This is a genomic window from Limosilactobacillus mucosae (assembly GCF_046939755.1).
Lineage (GTDB): Bacteria > Bacillota > Bacilli > Lactobacillales > Lactobacillaceae > Limosilactobacillus > Limosilactobacillus mucosae_A.
On the sequence record NZ_JBKZAY010000030.1, the window covers coordinates 1 to 21,580 of the forward strand.

Genomic DNA, 21,580 nt, shown 5'->3' on the forward strand with positions numbered 1-21,580 from the left:
CGGTTGATGGTCAAACGATTCCAATGACGATTAAGTTAGGTGTTAATACGCCAGATGCGGTTGTTAAAGTCGAACACGACCACGTTTCAATCAGCCACGACAACCCGCAGACTGATGGCACTGATATTCCAAGCGGCGCCGCTCAATTTAAAGGCGTTACTGAAGACGATCTGAATCAAACGTTGACGCGGACAATTATGGTCAATGACCCACACGCCGGTGTTAAGACGATCACTCAAACGGCTAAGATCTCTCGGGATGCCGTAGTCGACATGGTTGATGGTTCGGTTGTTTATGGCGATTGGTCAACAGCTGAATGGCCGGAATATTCCGTACCAACGATTGACGGGTACACGTCAAGTCAAAAGACCGTTGAAGTTAAGATGGTTGCCAATGGCGACAAAGACGATGCCGTTACGATCAACTACACGGCTAACAAACAAACAGCCAAGATCGTTTACGTTGACGAAAACAACAATCCAGTCAAGACGGACACGGTTAATGGCGTCACGGATCAAACCGTTGATACTAACAGTACCGTGCCAACGGGTTGGAAGTTGGTTGATGGTCAAACGATTCCAACGACGATTAAATTGGGTGCTGATACGCCAGATTCAATTGTTAAGGTTGAACACGATCATGTTTCAGTCAGCCACAACAACCCGCAGACCGATGGCACGCAGATTCCAAACGGCACCGCTCAATTTAAGGGTGTCAGTGACAACGATCTGAGCCAAACGTTGACGCGGACGATTACGGTCAACGATCCGCACGCCGGTACCAAGACGATTACTCAAACAGCTAAGATCTATCGGGATGCCACGGTTGATATGGTTGATGGCTCAGTTGTCTATGGTGATTGGTCAACGGCACAATGGCCGGCATATTCTGTACCGATGGTTAACGGCTACACGCCGAGTCAAACCACGGTTGAAGCCAAGACGGTTGTTAACGGTGATCAAAACGATACTGTTACGATCAACTACACCGCTGACAAGCAAACGGCTAAGATTGTTTACACCGATGAAAACAGTCAGCCAGTTAAGACCGACACGGTTAATGGCATCACGGATCAAACCGTTGATGTCAACAGTACCGTACCAACGGGCTGGAAACTGGTTGATGGTCAAACGATTCCAGCAACGATTAAGCTGGGCGTCAACACGCCAGATACGGTTCTTAAAGTTGAGCACGATCATGTTTCAGTTAGTCATGACAACCCGCAGACTGATGGCACGCAGATTCCAAACGGAGTGGCTAAGTTCAAGGGTGTCAGTGACAGTGATCTGAATCAAACGTTGACACGGATGATTACAATCAATGACCCACATGAAGGCGTTAAGACGATTACGCAAACGGCTCAAATCCATCGGGATGCCACCGTTGATATGGTTGATGGCTCAGTTGTCTATGGTGATTGGTCAACAGCTGAATGGCCGGAATATTCCGCGCCAACCATTGATGGCTACACGCCAACGCAGACGCTGGTTGAAAAGAAGACGGTTACCAATGTTGACAAAGATGATAACGTAACGATCAACTACACAGCCAACGCTCAAACGGCCAAGATCGTCTACACTGATACGGACGGCAACACGGTCAAGACCGACACAATTAATGGCGTTACGGATCAGACCGTGGATACCAACAACGTCGTGCCAACAGGTTGGAAATTAGTTGACGGTCAGACGATTCCAGCAACGATCAAGTTAGGCGTTGCTACGCCAGATACGGTTGTTAAAATCGAACACGATCATGTTTCAATCAGTCATGACAACCCGCAGACCGATGGCACGCAGATTCCAAACGGAGTGGCTAAGTTCAAGGGTGTCAGTGACAGTGATCTGAATCAAACGCTGACGCGAACAATCACGGTCAACGACCCACACGAAGGCGTTAAGACGATTACGCAAACGGCTAAGATCTATCGGGACGCCATGGTCGATATGGTTGATGGCTTCGTTGTCTACGGCGATTGGTCAACAGCTGAATGGCCGGAATATGTTGTTCCGACGGTTGATGGTTACATGCCTAGTCAAAAGACGGTCGAAGCTAAGACGGTTATTGACGGCACTAAAGACGACAACGTAACGATCAACTACATCACTGATAAGCAGACGACTCATGTAGTCTACGTTGACGAAAACGGTAATCAGATTAAGTCGGATGTCGTTGACGGCCACACGGATGAAACCGTTAAGATCGTTTCAACAGTGCCAGCAGGCTGGAAACTGAGTGATGGTCAAGTCGTGCCGATAGAGATTACGTTTAAGGGCGCCAAGACGGCTGACGTTGAAGTCAAGGTCGAACACGCGCACGTCACGGTAACTTCAGACGCACCTAAGACATCAGTGGACAAGCTGCCCGACAATGCTGACAAGAGCTATCCGGGCGGCGTTGGCTATGATGATCTGAACAAGGCCGTTAAGCGGATAATCAATGTGCACAACGTTGATGGCACGATCGCGAAGGTAGAACAAGAAGTCCACTTTACCCGGATGGCGGACGTTGATGAGGTTGATGATACGGTTTTATATGGCAGTTGGCAGGCTGACAAACAGTTTGAACAGTATGCCGTGCCATCTGTTCCAGGCTACGTTTCAATAATCAACGGCAAGGAACAGACGATGATTCAACCAGCAATGCCAAACGTCGAGGACAAGGATTCAACGATTGACGTAACCTACCAGGCTATTGATGGCAGTCAGACGATTTACTACGTTGACGAAAACGGTACGGTTGTCGGCTATCAGATTATTACCGGCAAGATAGCTGAAACCAAGCTGGTCAACAGTGCCTTGCCAGTGGGCTGGAAACTGGTTGACGGTCAAACGGTGCCAGATACGGTTACGATCAAGGCTGATGCCGTGCCAGTCCAAGTATTGGTTGAACACGATCATGTTTCAATCAGCCATGACGATCCACAAGCTGATGGAACCGAGATTCCAAACGGTGTTTCAGTCTTCAATGGTGTTACAGACAATGATTTGAACCAGACATTAACACGGATGATTATCATTAACGATCCACACACTGGAGTCAAAATGATTACCCAGATAGCTAAGATCTACCGTGATGCGATGGTCGACATGGTTGATGGCTCGGTTGTCTACGGCGACTGGTCAACGGCGCAATGGCCAACATACTCGGTACCAATAGTTGACGGCTACACGGCTAGCCAAAAAGCGGTTGAGTCTAAAGGGGTTACTGACGTTACTAAAGATGCTACGGTTGCAATTGATTACACGGCTAATACTCAGACGATGCATATCAAGTATATCGATGATCAGGACAACGTCGTTAAGACAGATACCATCACGGGTAAGACTGATGAAACGGTCAAAGTTAACAGTGTTCTGCCAACCGGTTGGAAGCTAGTACCAGGTCAAAAACCAGCTCCTAAAGAGATTGCGTTTAGGGGCATTCAACAGGCTGACGTTACGATTCAAGTTGAGCATGCTCATATTCTAGTTACGCCTGACAAACCGAAGACAACGGCTAATCTGTTGCCCGACAATCCTAAGCGGCATTATCCAAGTGGCGTTGCCGAAAATGATTTGAACAAAACGGTAACGCGGACAACTATTTTCAAGCTGCCAAATGGGCAAGTCAAAACAATTACACAGACAGTAACCTTTACCCGCACGGCAGATGTTGATGAGGTTACCGGTATGGTTATCTATGGTGCCTGGAAAAAACTGACGCATGAATCTGTTCAGCTTGACGCGCCTATAGTTAAAGGGTGTAAACCTGTTGTTAAGTATGTTCCAAACGGGGCGGTTTCATCAGTTTCCGATAATACGTTGATCGTGGAACATTATCGTTTGGAAAAGTCAGCTCATCAAAATGGTTCGCAGAATCTTACAGATGCCAATAAGCAGACGACTGAACGTTCCATCAGTCTAACGTCAGCTTCAACGGCTGTCTCTGGTAAAAAGAGGCTGCCGCAAACAGGCAATGATGATCATACAGAATCACTGCTGGCGTTGGGGCTGCTTTCGATGGCCGCGTTGATTGGTTTTAGCCGGAGAAAGAAGCGTAGAGACTGATGACGGATTAATTTCTGTTAGTTTTCTAAGGAGAAATCAGCGTACTTTGCGTTGGTTTCTTTTTATTTTTACCGCTGACCGCGCTTGACATACTAAAATCTGGCTTAATATTATGCATAGTTAGCGACAAATGTAGAGCCAGGCCTAGATTTCTGGTAAAATGAAAAGTGTTGCAATTAAAAAACAATGCGGAAATGGAGGGTTGTTCTTGTTTAACAAGAATCACCAGGCGGCAGACGAGCCGCAATTGGATATGTCCCGCATCCCAGCTCATGTTGCCATTATCATGGATGGCAATGGCCGCTGGGCGCAGGCGCGACACCTGCCTCGCGTGGCGGGTCACAAACAGGGTATGCAGACGGTGAAGAAAGTTACGATTGCCGCCAGCGACCTTGGCGTAAAAGTACTCTCACTTTACGCTTTTTCAACGGAAAACTGGAAACGGCCAGAGAGCGAAGTCAGCTATCTGATGGATTTACCGATTCGCTTCTTTAGTACGTTTGTGCCGGATCTGGTTAAGCATAACGTTAAGGTAACGGTTATGGGGGATATCACCAAGCTGCCGGAAAAAACGCAAAAAGCCGTTAACGATGCCATGGCTGATACTAAAGATTGTGACGGCATGATCTTAAACTTCGCGCTTAATTATGGTGCGCGTGATGAAATCAAACGGGCCGTGCAGTCAATCGCACAACAGGTGGCAGCTGGCGAACTTGATCCTGCTTCCATCACTGAAGACACGATCAGCGGACATCTGATGTCAGCACAGCTGGGCGAGTTTGCCGATCCTGATCTTTTAATTCGGACCAGCGGCGAAGAGCGGATCTCGAACTTTATGCTTTGGCAGATTGCCTACAGTGAGCTGCTGTTCGTACCGGAACACTGGCCAGACTTTGATGGCGAGACGCTCAAACGCTGCCTGATTGAATTTCAAGGGCGGCACCGTCGTTTTGGCGGTTTGGTAAATAAATAGAAACGGGTGAAGATTAGTGAAAACACGGATTATTACGGCGGTCGTTGCCCTGGCAATCTTTATTCCACTGATTGTCTACGGCGGCTGGCCATTAACGATTGCAGCGGTTGTTTTGGGCATGATTGCAATGGGCGAGATTCTCAGTATGAAAAAGATGTTTTTGACGTCTTTTCCAGCCATCGTCAGTTATATTGGCGTGGCAGTCATGGTTTTGCCAAACAGCTGGCTGGACTTTTTGCCGAGTCACATTACGCGGCTGTTTGCCATGTACGTAATGGTACTGTTACTGCTGCTGCATACGGTTGTGCATAAGCAGCGTTTCAGCTTTGACGATGCAGGCGTCTTAACATTGGGGATGCTGTATATCGGCATCGGCTTTAACAATTTCTTGGCTGCGCGGGCCGTCAACTTTACGACACTTTTATATGCTATGTTGATCGTTTGGCTGACTGACAGTGGCGCCTACCTGTTTGGGCGCAAGCTAGGCAAGCATAAACTGGCACCGCGCGTCAGCCCGAATAAGACCTGGGAAGGATCAATCTGCGGCACGCTGTTAGCCACGATCGTTTTGGCCGTTTATCTTTACTTCTTCCCGGTTGGCTATCACAACTGGGGCTTGATGGTCTTTTTGACGCTGCTGCTCTCGATTCTGGGTCAATTTGGTGATCTGGTTGAATCAGCACTCAAACGATTCTACGGCGTTAAGGACTCCGGTAAGATCCTGCCTGGCCATGGTGGTATTTTAGACCGGTTTGACAGCATGCTGCTGGTCATGCCGGCTCTGTACCTGCTGGGGATTATCTAAGCTGGCCGAAAGGTGAGGCGATTCTGTGATATTAACGATTATTACCTTTATTATTGTCTTTGGACTGTTGGTCTTGGTTCATGAATATGGCCATTACTATTTTGCCAAGCGGGCCGGCATTCTGGTTCGTGAATTTTCAATTGGCATGGGTCCCAAGATCTGGTGGCATCGCAAAAACGGCACGACTTATACGATCCGAATTCTGCCATTGGGCGGGTACGTTCGACTGGCAGGTGCTGATGAAGAAGATGAAGAGTCGCTGCGTCCCGGAACGCCGGTTGCCATTCAGCTAAATGACCAACAAAAAGTCACCAGCATTAATACCAGCGATAAGAACACGCTGTTTCAAGGTATTCCGTTGCAGCTGACCGATCATGATTTGAATGAAGGCTTATGGATCAAGGGGTATGTCAACGGTGATGAAAGCGCGGTAAAAACGTACGCTGTCGATCATGACGCTACGATTATCGAAAGCGATGGCACCGTCGTTCAAATTGCTCCCAAAGATGTTCAGTTCCGTTCCGCCAGCCTAGGCAATCGGATGCTGACCAATTTTGCTGGACCATTCAACAACTTCTTGCTGTCTTTAGTCGTCTTTATTATTCTGGGCTTTACGCTCAGCGGTATTCCAACCAACAGCAATCGGCTGGGCGCGGTTCGGTCTGACTCGGTAGCGGCTAAGGCAGGGTTGCAGACTGGTGATCGGATTACTGAGATCAATGGTAAAAAGACCAAGAACTGGACTGCTTTGGCAACCGAAATTTCGGGTAATCCTGGTAAAAAGCTGACGGTTGAGTATCAGCGCGCTGGTCGTCAGCATACCACAACGATGACGCCTAAAAAGGTCAAGCAAGGCAATGAAACGATTGGCCAAGTCGGCATTGTTGAAGAACAAAAAACTGACGCCAAATCAAGAATCACGTTTGGCTGGCAACGGTTCGTCCAGGCCGGCACTCTGATTTTCAGCGTCTTAGGTCACATGTTTACACATGGTTTTAGTCTCAACGACTTGGGTGGACCGGTTGCAATCTATGCTGGCACCTCGCAGGCAACGGCTTTAGGGATCAATGGCGTGCTTAATTTCCTGGCCCTTTTGTCGATTAACTTGGGAATCGTCAATCTGCTGCCAATTCCTGCGCTTGATGGTGGTAAGCTGTTATTGAACATTATCGAGGCAGTCATCAGGCGGCCGATTCCTGAAAAAGCCGAGGGGATCGTTACGATTATTGGTTTTGCCTTTTTGATGCTGTTGATGATTCTGGTTACTTGGAACGATATTCAACGCTACTTTATTCATTAAAAATTTTTGGCTCCGTTTCATGAAGCCGTTCAAAGGAGTATTTTTTTAAATTATGAAGCAATCAAAGATTTTGATTCCTACCAAAAAAGAAGCACCAGCTGATGCCGAAGCGCTCAGTCATAAGATGATGGTGCGGGCCGGCTATATCTACCAGGTCTCTGCTGGAGTCTGGGCTTATCTGCCAATGGCCTACCGGGTGATTCGCAAGGTTGAAAACATCATTCGCGAAGAAATGGACAAGGCTGGTGCCGTTGAAATGATGCTGCCGGCACTGCTGCCTGCTGATCTGTGGAAGAAGTCGGGCCGTTATGAAAGCTATGGCGACAATCTGTTTAAGCTCAAGGACCGTCGCGATCGTGAATTTATCCTGGGACCAACGCATGAAGAAACGATTACCAGCATTCTGCGTGACAGCGTGCAGTCCTACAAGAAGCTGCCATTGGTTGTCTACCAGCTGCAAGACAAGTTCCGAGATGAGGATCGGCCACGTTATGGCATTTTGCGGGGCAAGGAATTCGAAATGCTGGACGGCTACTCCTTCTCTGCAGATCAAGCAGGTCTGGATGAGGCATACAACCTGCAGGCCCAGGCATACCGCAACATCTTCGACAAAATTGGCTTGGACTACAAAGTGATCCTGGCTGATTCTGGGACAATGGGCGGCAAAAACTCCCAAGAATTCTCTGCACCAGCTGAAGTTGGGGAAGATACGATTGCCTACACGGATGGGAACTATGCTGCTAACCTGGAAAAAGCGACGAGCAAGTTTGTCGGCGTTCAGCAGACGGCTGCTCCAGCTGAACTGCAAAAACAAGCTACGCCAGGCGCGCACAGCGTTGATGAGGCAGCTGAAAGTCTGGGCGTGGAAAGCAGTCAGATCATTAAATCGATGCTGTACATGGCTAAGATGGATGAAGAAGAAACGGTACCAGTGTTGGTATTGATGCGGGGCAATGACGAGGTTAACGAAACCAAAGTCGAAAACGCGTTGGACTGTGAAGAACTCAGTCTGGCCACCGAAGAAGACGCTGAAAAGTACCTGGGTGCTCATCCTGGTTCGCTTGGTCCAGTTGGTGTCGGTGAAGAAGTCAAGATTCTGGCCGATAACTACGTCAAGGTACTGGTCAACATGGCCTGTGGTGCCAATGAAGACGGCTTCCACTACATCAACGCCAATTTAGACCGCGATTTCCGCGTTGATGAATTCGGCGACTTCCGCAACGTTCAAGAAGGCGAAATCGCGCCAGACGGTCAGCCAATCAAGTTCACGCGTGGGATTGAGCTGGGCCATATCTTTAAGCTGGGGACGCACTATTCCAAGATTTTAGGCGCGCAGGTGTTGGATCAAAACGGTCGGCAAACCGATATGGTAATGGGTTGCTATGGCATCGGCGTTTCACGGCTGCTTTCGGCGGTTGCCGAACAAACGGCCGATGAACATGGGCTGGCATGGCCGGACAGCATCGCGCCATTTGACGTGCACGTAATTCCGGTTAATGCCAAAAACGAAGAACAGATGCAAATGGCCGAAAGCATCACTAAGACTTTGGAAACGGCTGGCTATGAAGTACTGCTCGATGATCGTAAGGAACGGGCTGGCGTTAAGTTTGCCGATGCCGATCTGATTGGATTGCCATTGCGGGTCACGGTCGGCAAGAAGGCCAGTGAAGGGATCGTTGAGGTCAAGATTCGCAAGACCGGCGAAACGATTGAAATCAAGCAGGAAGAAATTGAGAACACGGTTGGCATTCTGCTCAAGCAGCTGACGCCGGCTACCGAAACAGCCGCCGAATAATTATTAAGCGGTAAACTTTACAAAAGGTGGTTTAAAAGTAGAATAGATTCTGCTTTTAGCCGCTTTTTTTAATGAATTCAGAGAGGAGCATTGGAGTGGAGTTATCACGACATGAACTGTTTGAGCACTTGCTGGACCAGCTGAACATGGCTAAGGACGATCCGGCTTTTAAAGATGGCAAGATCAAGCAGGTAATCGTTCACCGCAAGTCCAAGTGCTGGGAATTTGATATCGTACTGCGCAAGGTAATGCCTTATAAACTGTTTCGACAGTTCGTTTCAGCCTTGCAGATCAGTTTTCGTGAGCTGGCCGGCGTAGATGCAAAAGTCAGAATCGATACGCCAACTGATGAATTAGATGCCAAGGCAATTGGCGACTATTGGTCATACGTGGTTGATGCTGAAGTCGGTGAATCCCCAATGGCACGCGAGGTCTGCGCGAAAACGATTCCTGAAGTCGATGGCAATCGCGTACAACTGTTATTGGAAAACGAAGCCATTAAAGACTTTTTCGTTAAGAATCTTTTAAGTGCAATTGAAGCGGGCTATCAAAAAGTCGGCTTTCCGCAGTTTCGGATTCATCCGCTGGTCGATCAGTCAGCTTCTGAACAAAAAATCAAGGAGCTCAAAGCCAAACAGCAGCAACAGGACCAAGAACTGGTTAAAAAAGCAATGGAGCGTCTGCAGCAGCAAAAGGCCGAAAAAAAGCAGCAGGAATCCGCGCTGCCTGACCTAGGCGATGGTCCGCTGGTAATTGGCAAGCCAATCAATCCCAAAGAGCCCGTACGGCGGATGGCTGAGATTACAGAAGAAGAGCGGAACGTGGTCGTTGAAGGCTACGTCTTTTCAAAAGAAGTCCGTGAGCTGCGCAGTGGCCGGCAGCTGCTGATTTTAGAGGTAACCGATTATACGTCATCGTTTGCCATTAAGAAGTTTTCCAACAACAAAGAAGACGAGGCCAAGTTTGCGGCAATCAAAGAAGGCGAATGGATCAAGGCACGCGGTCCAGTTCAAGAAGATACCTACATGCGTGATTTGACGATCATGGCCTATGCGATTCAACAGGTCAGCCATCCTGCCAGAAAAGACACAGCGGCAGGCGAGAAACGGGTTGAAATGCATCTGCATACCACGATGAGTACGATGGATGCCACCAACTCAATTTCTGATTACATCAAGCAGGCGGAAAAATGGGGGATGAAGGCAATCGCGGTCACCGATCATGCCGGCGTTCAAGCTTTTCCCGAAGCGTTTAATGCCAGTCACGATAAGAAGGGTAATGCCAAGATCAAGATTTTATACGGGGTCGAGGCTAATGTCGTTGATGACGGGATTCCGCTGGTCTATAACGAAAACCATGATGAGCTTTTAGGCAATACCTATGTCATTTTTGACGTGGAAACGACAGGACTTTCAGCTATCTATGATAAGGTGATTCAGCTGTCGGCCGTTAAGATGCGGGATGGTGAGGTGTTAGACTCGTTTAACCAGTTTATCGATCCGGGCTTTCCCCTTTCTGAGCAAACCAAGGAACTGACTAAAATCACTGATGAAGACGTTAAGGGATCCAAATCGGAAACTGAAGTCTTTCAGCTGTTCCAAGACTTTTGTGAGGGTTGTCTAATGGCTGGGCATAACGTCAGCTTTGATATGGGATTTTTGAACACCGGTTATGAACGCGATGGCTTGCCGCGCATTACGGCTCCAGTGATCGATACCTTGCCGCTGGCGCGCTTTTTGCACCCAGAAATGCACCGGTTCACGCTGGATACGCTGAGCCGCAAGTTTAAAGTCGGGCTTGATCATCACCACCGGGCCGACCATGATGCGGAGGCAACCGGACATCTGCTGCACATCTTTTTAAGAGATGCCGAGAAACGCTATGATGCCAAATACGTCGATGACTTGAACAAGCATATGGCAGACAATGGCGCCTATCGTCATGGTCGACCGTTTCATGCCACGATTTTTGCCAAGAATCGCGATGGCTTAAAGAATCTGTACAAACTGGTCTCATTGGCTAACGTTAAATACTTTTATCGCGTACCACGAATTCCGCGCAGCGTGCTTGATCATTACCGCGATGGTCTATTGATCGGTACGGCTTGTTCTAAGGGCGAGGTCTTTTCTGCAATGATGGAAAAAGGCTATACGGATGCGAAGCGAAAAGCACGGTACTACGACTTTATTGAAGTGCAGCCCAAGCCTAACTACGCGCCATTGATTGAGCAGCAGATTATCTCAAATACCGCGCATCTAGAGGACATCATCAAAAACATGGTCAAGTTGGGCGTGGATATGGACAAGCCAGTCGTGGCAACTGGCGACGCGCACTATTTGAATCCGGAAGACAAGATCTATCGTCATATTCTGATTAATTCTCAAGGCGGCGCTAATCCACTTAACCGGACGCGCCGGCCTGACGTGCCATTCCGCACGACTGATGACATGCTCAAGCAGTTTGCGTTTTTGGGTGAAGAAAAAGCGCATGAGATTGTTGTAGAAAATACCAATTTACTGGCCGATGAAATGGATGAGATGCGGCCAGTGCAAGACTCGCTGCACACACCGAACATGAAAGGCGCTAATGAAGAATTGGCCAAGCGAACCTGGGACACGGCGCATGCCTGGTATGGCGATCCTTTGCCAAAACTGGTCAAGGATCGGGTGGAACTGGAGCTTAATTCGATTATCGGCAATGGTTACGCGGTTATTTATCTGATTGCCCAGCGCCTGGTAGCCAAGTCCAATAAAGACGGTTATCTGGTTGGCTCGCGTGGTTCGGTTGGATCATCAGTCGTGGCCAACCTGGCCGGAATTACCGAGGTTAACGCCTTCCCGCCGCATTATCGCTGTCCTAACTGTCAATACAGCCATTTCTACACGAAAGGCGAGTACAGTTCGGGTTTTGATATGCCGGATAAGGACTGTCCTAAATGTGGGACTTTGATGATTAAAGACGGTCATGACATTCCGTTCCAGACTTTCCTTGGCTTCAAGGGTAATAAAGTTCCCGATATCGATCTGAACTTTTCTGGCGACTACCAGCCGATCGCGCATAACTATATGAAGGTGCTGTTCGGTGAAAAGAACGTTTATCGAGCAGGGACGATCGGAACGGTGGCTGATAAGACTGCTTATGGATATGTCAAGGCGTTTGAACGCGACACCGAGCAGCAGTTTAGGGGCGCCGAAGAAGACCGGTTAGCCAAGGGCGCGACCGGCGTTAAGCGGACGACCGGCCAGCACCCGGCTGGGATCATTATCGTGCCGGATGACATGAGTATCTATGACTTTACGCCGGTTCAGTATCCAGCCGATGATCAAAACGCGGCCTGGGAAACGACGCACTTTGATTTTCATTCGATTCATGACAACATTTTGAAAATGGATATTCTGGGACACGATGATCCGACCATGATTCGGTTCCTGCAAGATCTTTCCGGCGTCAACCCCCAAACGATACCGATGGATGATCCTGGCGTAATGAGTCTGTTCTCCAGTCCCGACATTTTAGGCGTGACCGAAGAACAGATTCAAAGTAAGACGGGGACGCTGGGGCTGCCGGAATTCGGGACGCGGTTCGTACGGGGGATGCTCGATGACACGCATCCAAAGAACTACTCGCAGCTGCTGCAGATTTCTGGTCTTTCTCATGGGACTGGCGTGTGGCTGGATAACGCTCAGGAACTGATCAAAAACGGCACGGCCACAATTGCCAATGTTATCGGTTGTCGTGACAACATCATGACCGACTTGATTCACTATGGTCTGGATTCAGAAACCTCCTTCCAGGTAATGGAACACGTGCGTAAAGGGCGCGGGATTCCAGAAGAATGGCAAGAAAAGATGCTGCAGGCGGGCGTGCCGCAATGGTATCTGGATTCTTGCCTAAAGATTCAGTATATGTTCCCAAGAGCGCACGCGGCCGCCTATGTTTTGATGGCGCTGCGGATTGCATACTTTAAGGTCTACTTCCCGTTGGTTTATTACGCGGGCTACTTTTCCGTGCGGGCGGATGATTTCGATGTCGTGGCCATGGCTCATGGCAAGGATGCCGTCAAGGCGCGGATGCAACAGATCAATGACCAGGGCAATGAGGCCAGTGCTAAGGATAAGAGCCTGCTGACGATTCTGGAGCTGGCCAACGAGATGCTGGAGCGGGGCTACAACTTTGAAATGGTTGATCTGAATCGTTCGGACGCTACTGACTGGCTGATTGACGGCAATTCGCTGATTGCGCCATTTAGAGCAATTCCTGGTCTGGGGGTCAACGTTGCCAAGCAGATTGTCGCCGCCCGCGCGCAGCGACCGTTTCTTTCCAAAGAAGATCTTTCAGAACGAGGAAAGGTCTCACAGACACTGATTCAATTTATGACAGCCAACCATGTCTTAGACGACCTGCCGGATGAAAATCAGCTTAGTCTGTTCTAAGCCGCGCTTAGATAACTTGGTTGTGGTCTGAACCTGAACTGGCTGGATTTGATACGTTATCAGTCTGACTTTGTCAATTAGCAGTCAAATTCGGCTCATGGTTGCTAAGTGAAAACAAAGATGCTATACTGTCAATAGTGAATAACTCGTTAGGGAGTGAGCAGCAATGCTCGCTCTTTTTATTGCAATAAAATTGGAGGTGGCGGATTTGAGCAGTACGGTGGTTGACGCGGTCGAAAAACTGGTTGAGCCCATCTTGGCCGAGCATGGCTTCGAGCTGTATGACATCGAATTTGTCAAAGAAGGACAAAGCTGGTATTTAAGAGTCTACATCGATAAAGATGGCGGCATTACGCTGGAAGACTGTGCCACGGTTAGCGATCAGCTGAGTGAGGCGTTGGATAACGTTGACCCAGACCCGATTCCTCAGGCATACTTTTTGGAAGTATCTTCGCCAGGTGCAGAACGGCCTTTGAAAAAAGAAGTCGACTATCAGCGGGCACTGAACGAATATATTCATGTCTCACTGTATCAGGCGGTTGATGGCCGCAAAGTCTATGAAGGTACGATGACTGATCTGACGCCTGACAGCCTAATCTTGGATTATCTAGATAAGACGCGACATAAGACGATTACGCTGGATCGTAAAAAAATTGCCAAGGCTCGCTTAGCAATCAAGTTTTAAAAAAGGAGCAGCAAAATGAGCACTAAGAAGCAAAAACAAGAACTGCTTGATGCCATGGACGTCCTGGAAAAGGAAAAGGGCATCAAGAAGGAAGTCGTTATCGAAGCATTGACGGATGCTTTGGAAAAGGCCTACAAGACCAACTACAACGCCAGCAACGTTGAAGTAAAGATCGATGAAAACACGGGCGAGTTCAAGGTCTTCTCTGACAAGACGGTCGTGGCTGAAGTTGAAAACCCTAAAGAACAAATCAGTCTGCACGATGCTTGGGAAAAGAGCCATGGCTACAGTCTGGGCGATACTTTTAAAGAAGAAGTAACGCCGCATGACTTTGGTCGCTTGGCAGCCCAAACGGCTAAAAACATCGTCTTGCAAAAACTGCGCGAAGCTGAACGTGACCGCGTCATCAACAAGTACGACAAGATGCTCAATGAACTGGTTGAAGGGGAAGTCTCCCGTGAAGACAACCGCTTTATCTACATTGACCTTGGCGATGGCGTTGAAGCCGGTCTGAGCAAGCGTCAAACGATGCCTAACGAAGAATACCGCATTCACGATCGCGTTCAAGTCTACATCTACAAGGTAGCCGATGCTAAGCCAATGCAGCAGCCAGATGGCACGCAAAAGCGTCAATACCGTGGTCCATTGGTCTTGGTAAGCCGGACGGATCCTGGCATGCTCAAGCGTCTGTTTGAAAAAGAAGTTCCCGAACTTAAGGAACAAAACGGTCCAATTGAATGGAAGGGCAGCGCGCGGGAAGCTGGCGATCGTTCCAAGGTTGCCGTAGCTTCCAAAGACCCGAACATTGATCCAGTTGGTACCTGTGTTGGCCCACGGGGAGCACGAGTTCAAGCAATCGTTAATCAATTGGGCGGCGAAAACATCGATATCATCGAATACAGCTCTGACCCAGCCATCTTTATCAAGAATGCCTTGAAGCCAGCTACGGTTGATCGTCTGGACTTTGATGCTGACAACGGTGAAGAAGAAGATACCGGCAGCGTTGATCACGAAGGCAACAAGATCATTAAGGTCCACCACGGCTGCACGGTCTACGTACCAGATGATCAGTTGTCTCTGGCAATCGGCAAGCGTGGGCAAAACGTACGGCTGGCTGCTCAGTTGACCAAGTACAAGATTGACATCAAGCCATCCAGTGAAGCACCTAGCGTTGAAGATCAAACTGCTGATTTTGACGATGATGCGCAAAACGATGCAACGGATGCCGAATAAGACTACAATATAAGATAGCAGGTCGCATAGAATAGCACATAAACTAAATTGAGCAGCGGGGTGAAACAATGAAAAAGAGAAAAGTACCGATGCGCAAAGACATCGTTACCGGTGAAATGATGCCCAAGCGAGAGCTGATTCGCGTGGTGCGCAATAAGGAAAATGAAGTCAGCGTGGACCCAAGCGGTAAAAAGGCTGGTCGCGGCGCCTACATTGCTGCTGATGTAAAGATTGCCACGCGGGCAAAAAAAGAACGCACTTTTGATAAGGCATTTGGCGTTAAGCTGGATGATGCCTTTTATGATCAGCTGATTGATTATGCTGACCACCTGCAGGAACGAATCAAGCTGTTCGGTCACGTTTAATGACAGCTTCAGAACAGCAGATCTTGAACCTTTTGGGATTAGCTCGGCGCGCCCGTCAAATCACGGCTGGTGAAGGTTTGGTCTTAAAGTCCATTCGCAGTCATCAGGCCAAGCTGGTTTTTCTGGCAGCTGATGCCGGTCATTCCACGGTCAAGCAGTTTATCAACAAGTGTGAATACTATCAAATACCACTGATTTGCCGATTCGATAAAGCCGAGTTAAGTCGCGCAATTGGACAGGCACGAACGGTGGTTGCCGTTGAGCAGGCCGGTTTTGCCAAGCGCATGATCGAACTGTCAAACGATGCTGAAGAAACAACAAAATAAATAAAGGAGCGTGATTCGATGGCCAAAGAACGAATTTACGAACTAGCCAAAGAGCTGAAAATGCCAAGCAAGGACTTAGTGGATATGGCCAAAAAGGAGGGAATCACGGTAAAAAGTCATATGTCTTCCGTGACCTCAGAAGAAGCCAACCGTCTGCGCAGCATGGTCAAGGGTGCCAGTCAACCAGCCAGTTCCAAGCCTAACAAGCCAAAAGCGGAACAGCCTAAGCGCCATGAAAATAACAGCCGTCCGCAAAACGGCCAAAATAGTCAGCAGTCGCAAAATAACCGTCATAACAATAACAACAATCGTGGCAGCAATGAAGACAACGGCCGTGGCGTTCACGTTTTCAACAAAAACAAGAACAACAAGAAGAATCGCCGCAACAAAAACAACAAGCACAACAAGAATCAGCGGATGCGCGAAGTGAAAAAGCAGCAGCCAACCCAGCGTAAGGATCGGCCACTGCCAGATGTCCTGGAGTACACGGAAGGCATGAACGCGCAGGATCTGGCTAAGCTTTTGCACCGGCCAGCAGCTGAAATCATCAAGAAGCTGTTCATGCTCGGCGTCATGGTTAACCAAAACCAATCTCTGGACAAAGACACGATTGAGCTTTTGGCCGCTGACTATGGCATCGAAGCCAAGGAAAAGGTTCAAGAAGACATTGCCGACTTGGACAAGTTCTTTGATCAAGAAAACCAAAACACGGAACACATGGTTTCTCGGCCACCAGTCGTTACGGTTATGGGTCACGTTGACCACGGTAAGACGACGCTGTTGGACAAGATCCGTCACTCCCACGTTACGGATTCCGAAGCCGGTGGGATCACGCAGGCAATCGGTGCCTACCAGGTCGACTACAATGGCAAGCTGATCACCTTCCTGGATACGCCAGGACACGCTGCCTTTACTGAAATGCGGGCGCGGGGGGCCAATATTACCGACATTACGGTTCTGGTCGTAGCTGCCGACGACGGGGTAATGCCACAGACGGTTGAAGCCATCAACCACGCCAAGGCTGCCCACACGCCAATTATTGTTGCCGTTAACAAGGTCGACAAGCCGGGGGCCAATCCAAATCGGGTCATCGAAGAACTGGCTCAGTATGAACTGATCCCAGAAGACTGGGGTGGCGACACGATCTTTGTCAACATCTCAGCTAAGTTTGGCAAGAACATCGATGAACTGCTTGACATGATTCTGCTGCAGGCTGAAATGATGGAATTGAAGGCTAACCCAGATCAAAATGCTGCGGGTTCCGTAGTTGAAGCACGGCTTGATCAAGGTCGTGGTCCCGTAGCCACGCTGCTGGTTCAACAAGGTACGATGCATGTTGGGGATCCAATCGTGGTCGGCAACACGTTTGGTCGCGTCCGGACGATGACCAACGAAAACGGTCGCCGCATCAAGGAAGCCACGCCATCCACGCCAGTTGAGATTACCGGGTTAAACGACGTGCCAGAAGCCGGGGATCGGTTCGTAGTCTTTGATGATGAAAAGACGGCCCGCGCGGCTGGTGAAGAACGTGCCAAGCGCGCCTTGGTTGAAGAACGGCAAAAGACCAGTCACGTCACGCTGGACAACCTGTTTGCCACGATGAAGAAGGGTCAGATGAAGACGCTGCCGGTAATCATCAAGGCTGACGTGCAGGGTTCCGTTGAAGCGCTGGCTCAGTCATTGGAAAAGATCAAGGTTGACGGCGTTCGCGTTGACATCATCCACAAGGCCGTTGGTGCCATTTCGGAATCCGACGTCACGCTGGCAGAAGCCTCCAATGCCGTTATCATTGGCTTTAACGTGCGCCCAACCCCACTGGCTAAGTCGATGGCTGAATCCAACAATATCGACATTCGTCTGCACCGGGTCATCTACAACGCCATTGAAGAAGTTGAAGATGCCATGAAAGGGATGCTGGAACCAGTCTACAAAGAAGAAACGGTTGGCCAGGTTGAAGTTCGGCAAATCTACAAGGCTTCCAAGATTGGTACGATTGCCGGTGGGATGGTCATCGACGGCAAGATTACGCGTGATTCCAAGGTCCGCCTGATTCGTGACGGCGTGGTCGTTTACGAAGGCGAACTGGGCAGTCTGAAGCGATTCAAAGACGATGTCAAGGAAGTCAAACAGGGCTATGAATGCGGTCTGACGATTCAAAACTACAATGATATCAAGGAAGGCGACGTTATCGAAGCTTACCAGATGAAGGAAGTTCCCGTTAAGTAGCTTCTAGTCGCTAAAGGAGAAAAACATGCCAAACAAACGCTATCGGGTGGATCGACTGGCTGAACAGATTCAGCGTGAGGTCGATGACATCCTCTTAAAGCGCGTTCGTGATCCACGAGTTCAAGACATCACGATCACGGGCGTTGACGTTACGGGCGACCTGCAGCAGGCAACGATCTACTACAGCCTGCTGTCTGACAAGGCCAGCGATGGCGAAAAGGCTCAACAAGGTCTGGACAAGGCAAAAGGGCTGATTCGCAGCGAGCTGGGCAGTCGTCTTAACATTTTCAAGACTCCAGAGCTCACGTTTAGGCGTGATCCATCGGTTGCTTATGGCAGTCGGATCGACCAATTGATCAACCAGCTGCACAAGCAGGAGCGATAATCAATTAAAAGGGAGCCCAGCTTGCGGCCCCCTTTTATTATTTTAAAAATGAAAGCGGTGAGATTTTTGGACGGAATTATTCCATTATATAAAGAGCGCGGAATGACCAGCTTTGACTGTGTCAGTCGGTTGCGACGCATTCTGCACACGAAAAAAATCGGCCATTCAGGTACGCTGGATCCAAACGTTGATGGTGTTTTGCCAATCTGTGTGGGTCAAGCTACCAAAGTCGTTGAATTCTTAATGGCATCAGGCAAACAATACGTTGGGGAGCTTTTAGTTGGCGAGGCTACGACCACGCAGGACCTGGATGGCGAAGTCGTGGCCCAAAAGCCAGTTACGGCGCCAATTGCTGAAGATACGATCAGGAAAGCCATGCAGGAGCTGACGGGCGATATCGTGCAGATTCCGCCAATGTATTCGGCAATCAAGGTTAATGGCAAGAAACTCTATGAATACGCACGGGCTGGTGAAACCGTTGAACGGCCCAAGCGTCACGTTCACATTACGCGCTTTGAGCTGACGGCTTCCAGCTACGATGCCGAAAAGCAACAGCAGCGGATTCGCTTTGTGGTGGATTGCAGCAAGGGAACCTATGTCCGGACGCTTGCCTATGATCTGGCAACAAAACTAGGCTATCCCGGCGTGATGAGCAGTTTGACGCGGACCAAGAGCGGCGGCTTTGAATTAGATCAGACGCTGAGTCTAAGTGATATTCAAGACGCAATGGAAGCCCAGATTATGGATCGCTATGTGTATCCAATGGACCATGCCCTGCAGAATTATCCCCACTATGAGTTAACGGAGGCCCAGTGGAAGAAAGTTCAAAACGGCGGCTGGCTGAGTGATTTGAATGCCAAAGAACCTGAAATCGCGCTGACCTATCAAGGAGAGGTCAAGGCGCTTTATCAGGCAAAAGATCGGCTCTATAAACCGTTGAAGATGCTGTCGACAAAGTAGGTGACACGGATGCAGGTTATTAAGATTCATCATCCATTTGATCCCGAGTTGATTCCAGCTGGGCCAGTTGTTTTGGCAATGGGCTTTTTTGACGGCATTCATCGTGGACACCAAGCCGTAATCAAAACGGCTCGCCGCATTGCTGATGAAAAGGGACTGCCACTTGCCGTCCTGACTTATGATCATCGGCCCGAGATCGTCTATCAGCAGTACCCGGCTGGCGGCGTACACTATCTGACGCCCTTGCCGCGCAAGCTGGATCTCTTAGAGCAGCTGGGTGTCGATCGCGTTTATCTGGTCAATCTTACTTCCGCCTTGTCCGCTTTGGATCCGCAGAAGTTTGTTGATCAGTATCTGGTGGGCTTTCATACAAAGGTTGCCGTAGCTGGCTATGACCACACTTACGGAGCTGATTCCAGCGTGGCCAATATGGCGCATCTAAAGGATTTTGCCAAGGAGCGCTTTGAAGTCGTAACGGTTGGCAAAATGACGCTGCAGGATAATCATAAGATTGGCTCAACGCGGATCCGTCAGCTGCTCGATTCTGGTGACGTGCAAGCGGCTAATGAGCTTTTAGGCTACTATTACCAGACTTCTGGCGTGATCGTGCATGGCTTTGCACGGGGTCGAACATTGGGCTTTCCCACGGCTAACGTGGCCTGGCCTGAGTTGGAATGGCTGCCGGCAATCGGTGTCTACGTTGTACAGATGAAAATCGGTGAGCGTTGGTATGATGGCATGGCTAGCGTGGGACGCAACGTTACGTTTGGCGAGCACAATGAAAAAACGCTGGAAATTTATCTGTTCGACTTCAATCAAATGATTTATGGCGAAAACGTGCAGGTACGCTGGATCAAGCGACTGCGCGGCGAGATAAAGTTCGCTAGCGTGGATGACTTGATTGCTCAGATGCGGCTTGATCAGCATCATTCAAAGCTGACGTTGCAAAAGTTTAAGGCCCTGCCAGGTCAGATACTGCAATAACTCAAAAACGGTGCCGGGGTTCCGCCGGCACCGTTTTTTTGGTTAAAGCCATGGATCTTTTTAGCGGCTAAAAGATCTGCCAATTTTAACCTGTCAGCATGTTAAAATAAACGCAAATCAATCGTGAGGTGATATGATGAAAATTGGCTTTATTGGAACTGGCGTGATGGGAACCGGAATGATTGCCAACCTGCTCAAGTCCGGCAATGAAGTGCAAGTCTATAATCGAACCAAGGCGCATGCGCAAAAAGTTTTGGACCTGGGCGCAAAATGGTGTGGTACGCCGGCTTTGGCGATGCAGAACTGTGAGGTCGTGATGTCAATTGTTGGCTACCCCAAAGACGTTGAGCAGATCTATTTTGGCAAAGACGGTCTGCTGAGCGCGGCAGTTCCTGGTCAGTACCTGATTGACATGACTACCAGTCGGCCAGCCTTAGATCAAAAAATTGCCGCCGTGGCCCCGGCTGGTGTGCATATTTTGGATGCTCCAGTTTCGGGAGGTGATCTGGGCGCTAAAAACGGCACGCTGACAATCATGGTGGGTGGTCAAAAGGCCGATTGCGAATATCTGACGCCGCTGTTTAAACAGATTGGTCAAGACGTCAACTGGTTTGGTCCGGCCGGTAGTGGCCAGCATGCTAAGATGGCTAATCAGATCATGATCGCGGGCACGATGACCGGAATGTGCGAGATGCTTGTCTATGCCAAAGCAGCTGGTCTGGACCTGGCAACGGTGATTAAGACGGTCGGCGGTGGAGCCGCGGCTAATTGGAGTCTGGATAACTACGCGCCGCGAATTCTGAAAAACGACTTTACGCCGGGCTTTTTTGCCAAGCATTTTTTAAAAGATTTGCGAATTGCCCTTGATGAGGCCGCGCGCATGAAACTGCAGCTGCCAGCGACTAAGGAAGCCGCACGGTTATACGAGATACTGGTTGACGAAAAGCAGCTGGGTAATGATGGCACGCAGGCACTGATCAAATTATGGTGGAATTAGTCCGCAAAAAAATCTCAATTTATGGTTGACAATCAATCATCATCGTTATAATATAATTACAACA

At 49.1% G+C, this 21,580-nt stretch carries 15 protein-coding genes; all 15 read left to right on the top strand.

All coding sequences use genetic code 11. The annotated features are described in order from the left end of the window. On the top strand, positions 1–4,049 hold a 4,049-nt coding region (locus ACLUWI_RS08820), incomplete at its 5' end, for a mucin-binding protein (protein ID WP_412147008.1). Between the two features lie 160 nt (positions 4,050–4,209). Further along, complete coding sequence (locus ACLUWI_RS08825) at positions 4,210–5,022, top strand: isoprenyl transferase (RefSeq protein ID WP_412147009.1); 813 nt, start codon at positions 4,210–4,212, stop codon at positions 5,020–5,022. A gap of 16 nt (positions 5,023–5,038) precedes the next feature. Beyond that, the gene (locus ACLUWI_RS08830; RefSeq protein ID WP_412147010.1) at positions 5,039–5,827 is read left to right on the top strand and encodes a phosphatidate cytidylyltransferase; all 789 of its coding nucleotides are present in this window, start codon (positions 5,039–5,041) and stop codon (positions 5,825–5,827) included. 25 nt (positions 5,828–5,852) lie between these two features. Beyond that, a complete protein-coding gene (gene rseP, locus ACLUWI_RS08835) occupies positions 5,853–7,127 on the top strand; it encodes an RIP metalloprotease RseP (protein ID WP_412147011.1) in 1,275 nt (424 codons plus the stop codon). A 52-nt stretch (positions 7,128–7,179) separates the two neighbouring features. Then, positions 7,180–8,922 (top strand): proline--tRNA ligase, encoded by a 1,743-nt coding sequence (locus ACLUWI_RS08840; protein WP_412147012.1) that lies wholly within the window; start codon positions 7,180–7,182, stop codon positions 8,920–8,922. A gap of 95 nt (positions 8,923–9,017) precedes the next feature. Beyond that, positions 9,018–13,355, top strand: a complete 4,338-nt coding sequence (locus tag ACLUWI_RS08845; RefSeq protein ID WP_412147013.1) for a PolC-type DNA polymerase III — start codon at positions 9,018–9,020, stop codon at positions 13,353–13,355. A 166-nt stretch (positions 13,356–13,521) separates the two neighbouring features. Continuing rightward, positions 13,522–14,040 (top strand): ribosome maturation factor RimP, encoded by a 519-nt coding sequence (gene rimP, locus ACLUWI_RS08850; RefSeq protein WP_412147014.1) that lies wholly within the window; start codon positions 13,522–13,524, stop codon positions 14,038–14,040. Positions 14,041–14,055: 15 nt separating this feature from the next. Beyond that, the gene (gene nusA / locus ACLUWI_RS08855; RefSeq protein WP_412147015.1) at positions 14,056–15,273 is read left to right on the top strand and encodes a transcription termination factor NusA; all 1,218 of its coding nucleotides are present in this window, start codon (positions 14,056–14,058) and stop codon (positions 15,271–15,273) included. A gap of 68 nt (positions 15,274–15,341) precedes the next feature. Beyond that, entirely contained in the window at positions 15,342–15,638 is a 297-nt protein-coding gene (gene rnpM / locus ACLUWI_RS08860; RefSeq protein WP_412147016.1) for an RNase P modulator RnpM, read from the top strand. Beyond that, complete coding sequence (locus tag ACLUWI_RS08865; protein ID WP_412147017.1) at positions 15,638–15,964, top strand: L7Ae/L30e/S12e/Gadd45 family ribosomal protein; 327 nt, start codon at positions 15,638–15,640, stop codon at positions 15,962–15,964. Before rnpM ends, ACLUWI_RS08865 begins: the two co-directional genes overlap by 1 nt. A gap of 18 nt (positions 15,965–15,982) precedes the next feature. Next, complete coding sequence (infB, locus tag ACLUWI_RS08870) at positions 15,983–18,190, top strand: translation initiation factor IF-2 (protein ID WP_412147018.1); 2,208 nt, start codon at positions 15,983–15,985, stop codon at positions 18,188–18,190. Between the two features lie 25 nt (positions 18,191–18,215). Further along, on the top strand, positions 18,216–18,575 hold the full coding sequence (gene rbfA, locus ACLUWI_RS08875) for a 30S ribosome-binding factor RbfA (protein WP_412147019.1): 360 nt from the start codon (positions 18,216–18,218) through the stop codon (positions 18,573–18,575). A 66-nt stretch (positions 18,576–18,641) separates the two neighbouring features. Then, entirely contained in the window at positions 18,642–19,535 is an 894-nt protein-coding gene (gene truB, locus ACLUWI_RS08880) for a tRNA pseudouridine(55) synthase TruB (RefSeq protein ID WP_412147020.1), read from the top strand. Between the two features lie 9 nt (positions 19,536–19,544). Beyond that, a complete protein-coding gene (ribF, locus tag ACLUWI_RS08885; RefSeq protein WP_412147021.1) occupies positions 19,545–20,519 on the top strand; it encodes a riboflavin biosynthesis protein RibF in 975 nt (324 codons plus the stop codon). A gap of 136 nt (positions 20,520–20,655) precedes the next feature. Beyond that, positions 20,656–21,516 (top strand): NAD(P)-dependent oxidoreductase, encoded by an 861-nt coding sequence (locus tag ACLUWI_RS08890; protein ID WP_412147022.1) that lies wholly within the window; start codon positions 20,656–20,658, stop codon positions 21,514–21,516. The last annotated feature ends 64 nt before the right edge of the window (positions 21,517–21,580 follow it).

What these genes read in the sequence shown, in the direction of transcription:
- nusA (WP_412147015.1), top strand. Translation starts at nt 14,056, where the DNA reads ATGAGCACTAAGAAGCAAAAACAAGAACTGCTTGATGCCATGGACGTC.
- ribF (WP_412147021.1), top strand. Translation starts at nt 19,545, where the DNA reads ATGCAGGTTATTAAGATTCATCATCCATTTGATCCCGAGTTGATTCCA.
- infB (WP_412147018.1), top strand. Translation starts at nt 15,983, where the DNA reads ATGGCCAAAGAACGAATTTACGAACTAGCCAAAGAGCTGAAAATGCCA.
- rbfA (WP_412147019.1), top strand. Translation starts at nt 18,216, where the DNA reads ATGCCAAACAAACGCTATCGGGTGGATCGACTGGCTGAACAGATTCAG.
- ACLUWI_RS08825 (WP_412147009.1), top strand. Translation starts at nt 4,210, where the DNA reads ATGAAAAGTGTTGCAATTAAAAAACAATGCGGAAATGGAGGGTTGTTC.
- rnpM (WP_412147016.1), top strand. Translation starts at nt 15,342, where the DNA reads ATGAAAAAGAGAAAAGTACCGATGCGCAAAGACATCGTTACCGGTGAA.
- ACLUWI_RS08890 (WP_412147022.1), top strand. Translation starts at nt 20,656, where the DNA reads ATGAAAATTGGCTTTATTGGAACTGGCGTGATGGGAACCGGAATGATT.
- ACLUWI_RS08865 (WP_412147017.1), top strand. Translation starts at nt 15,638, where the DNA reads ATGACAGCTTCAGAACAGCAGATCTTGAACCTTTTGGGATTAGCTCGG.
- rimP (WP_412147014.1), top strand. Translation starts at nt 13,522, where the DNA reads ATGCTCGCTCTTTTTATTGCAATAAAATTGGAGGTGGCGGATTTGAGC.
- ACLUWI_RS08840 (WP_412147012.1), top strand. Translation starts at nt 7,180, where the DNA reads ATGAAGCAATCAAAGATTTTGATTCCTACCAAAAAAGAAGCACCAGCT.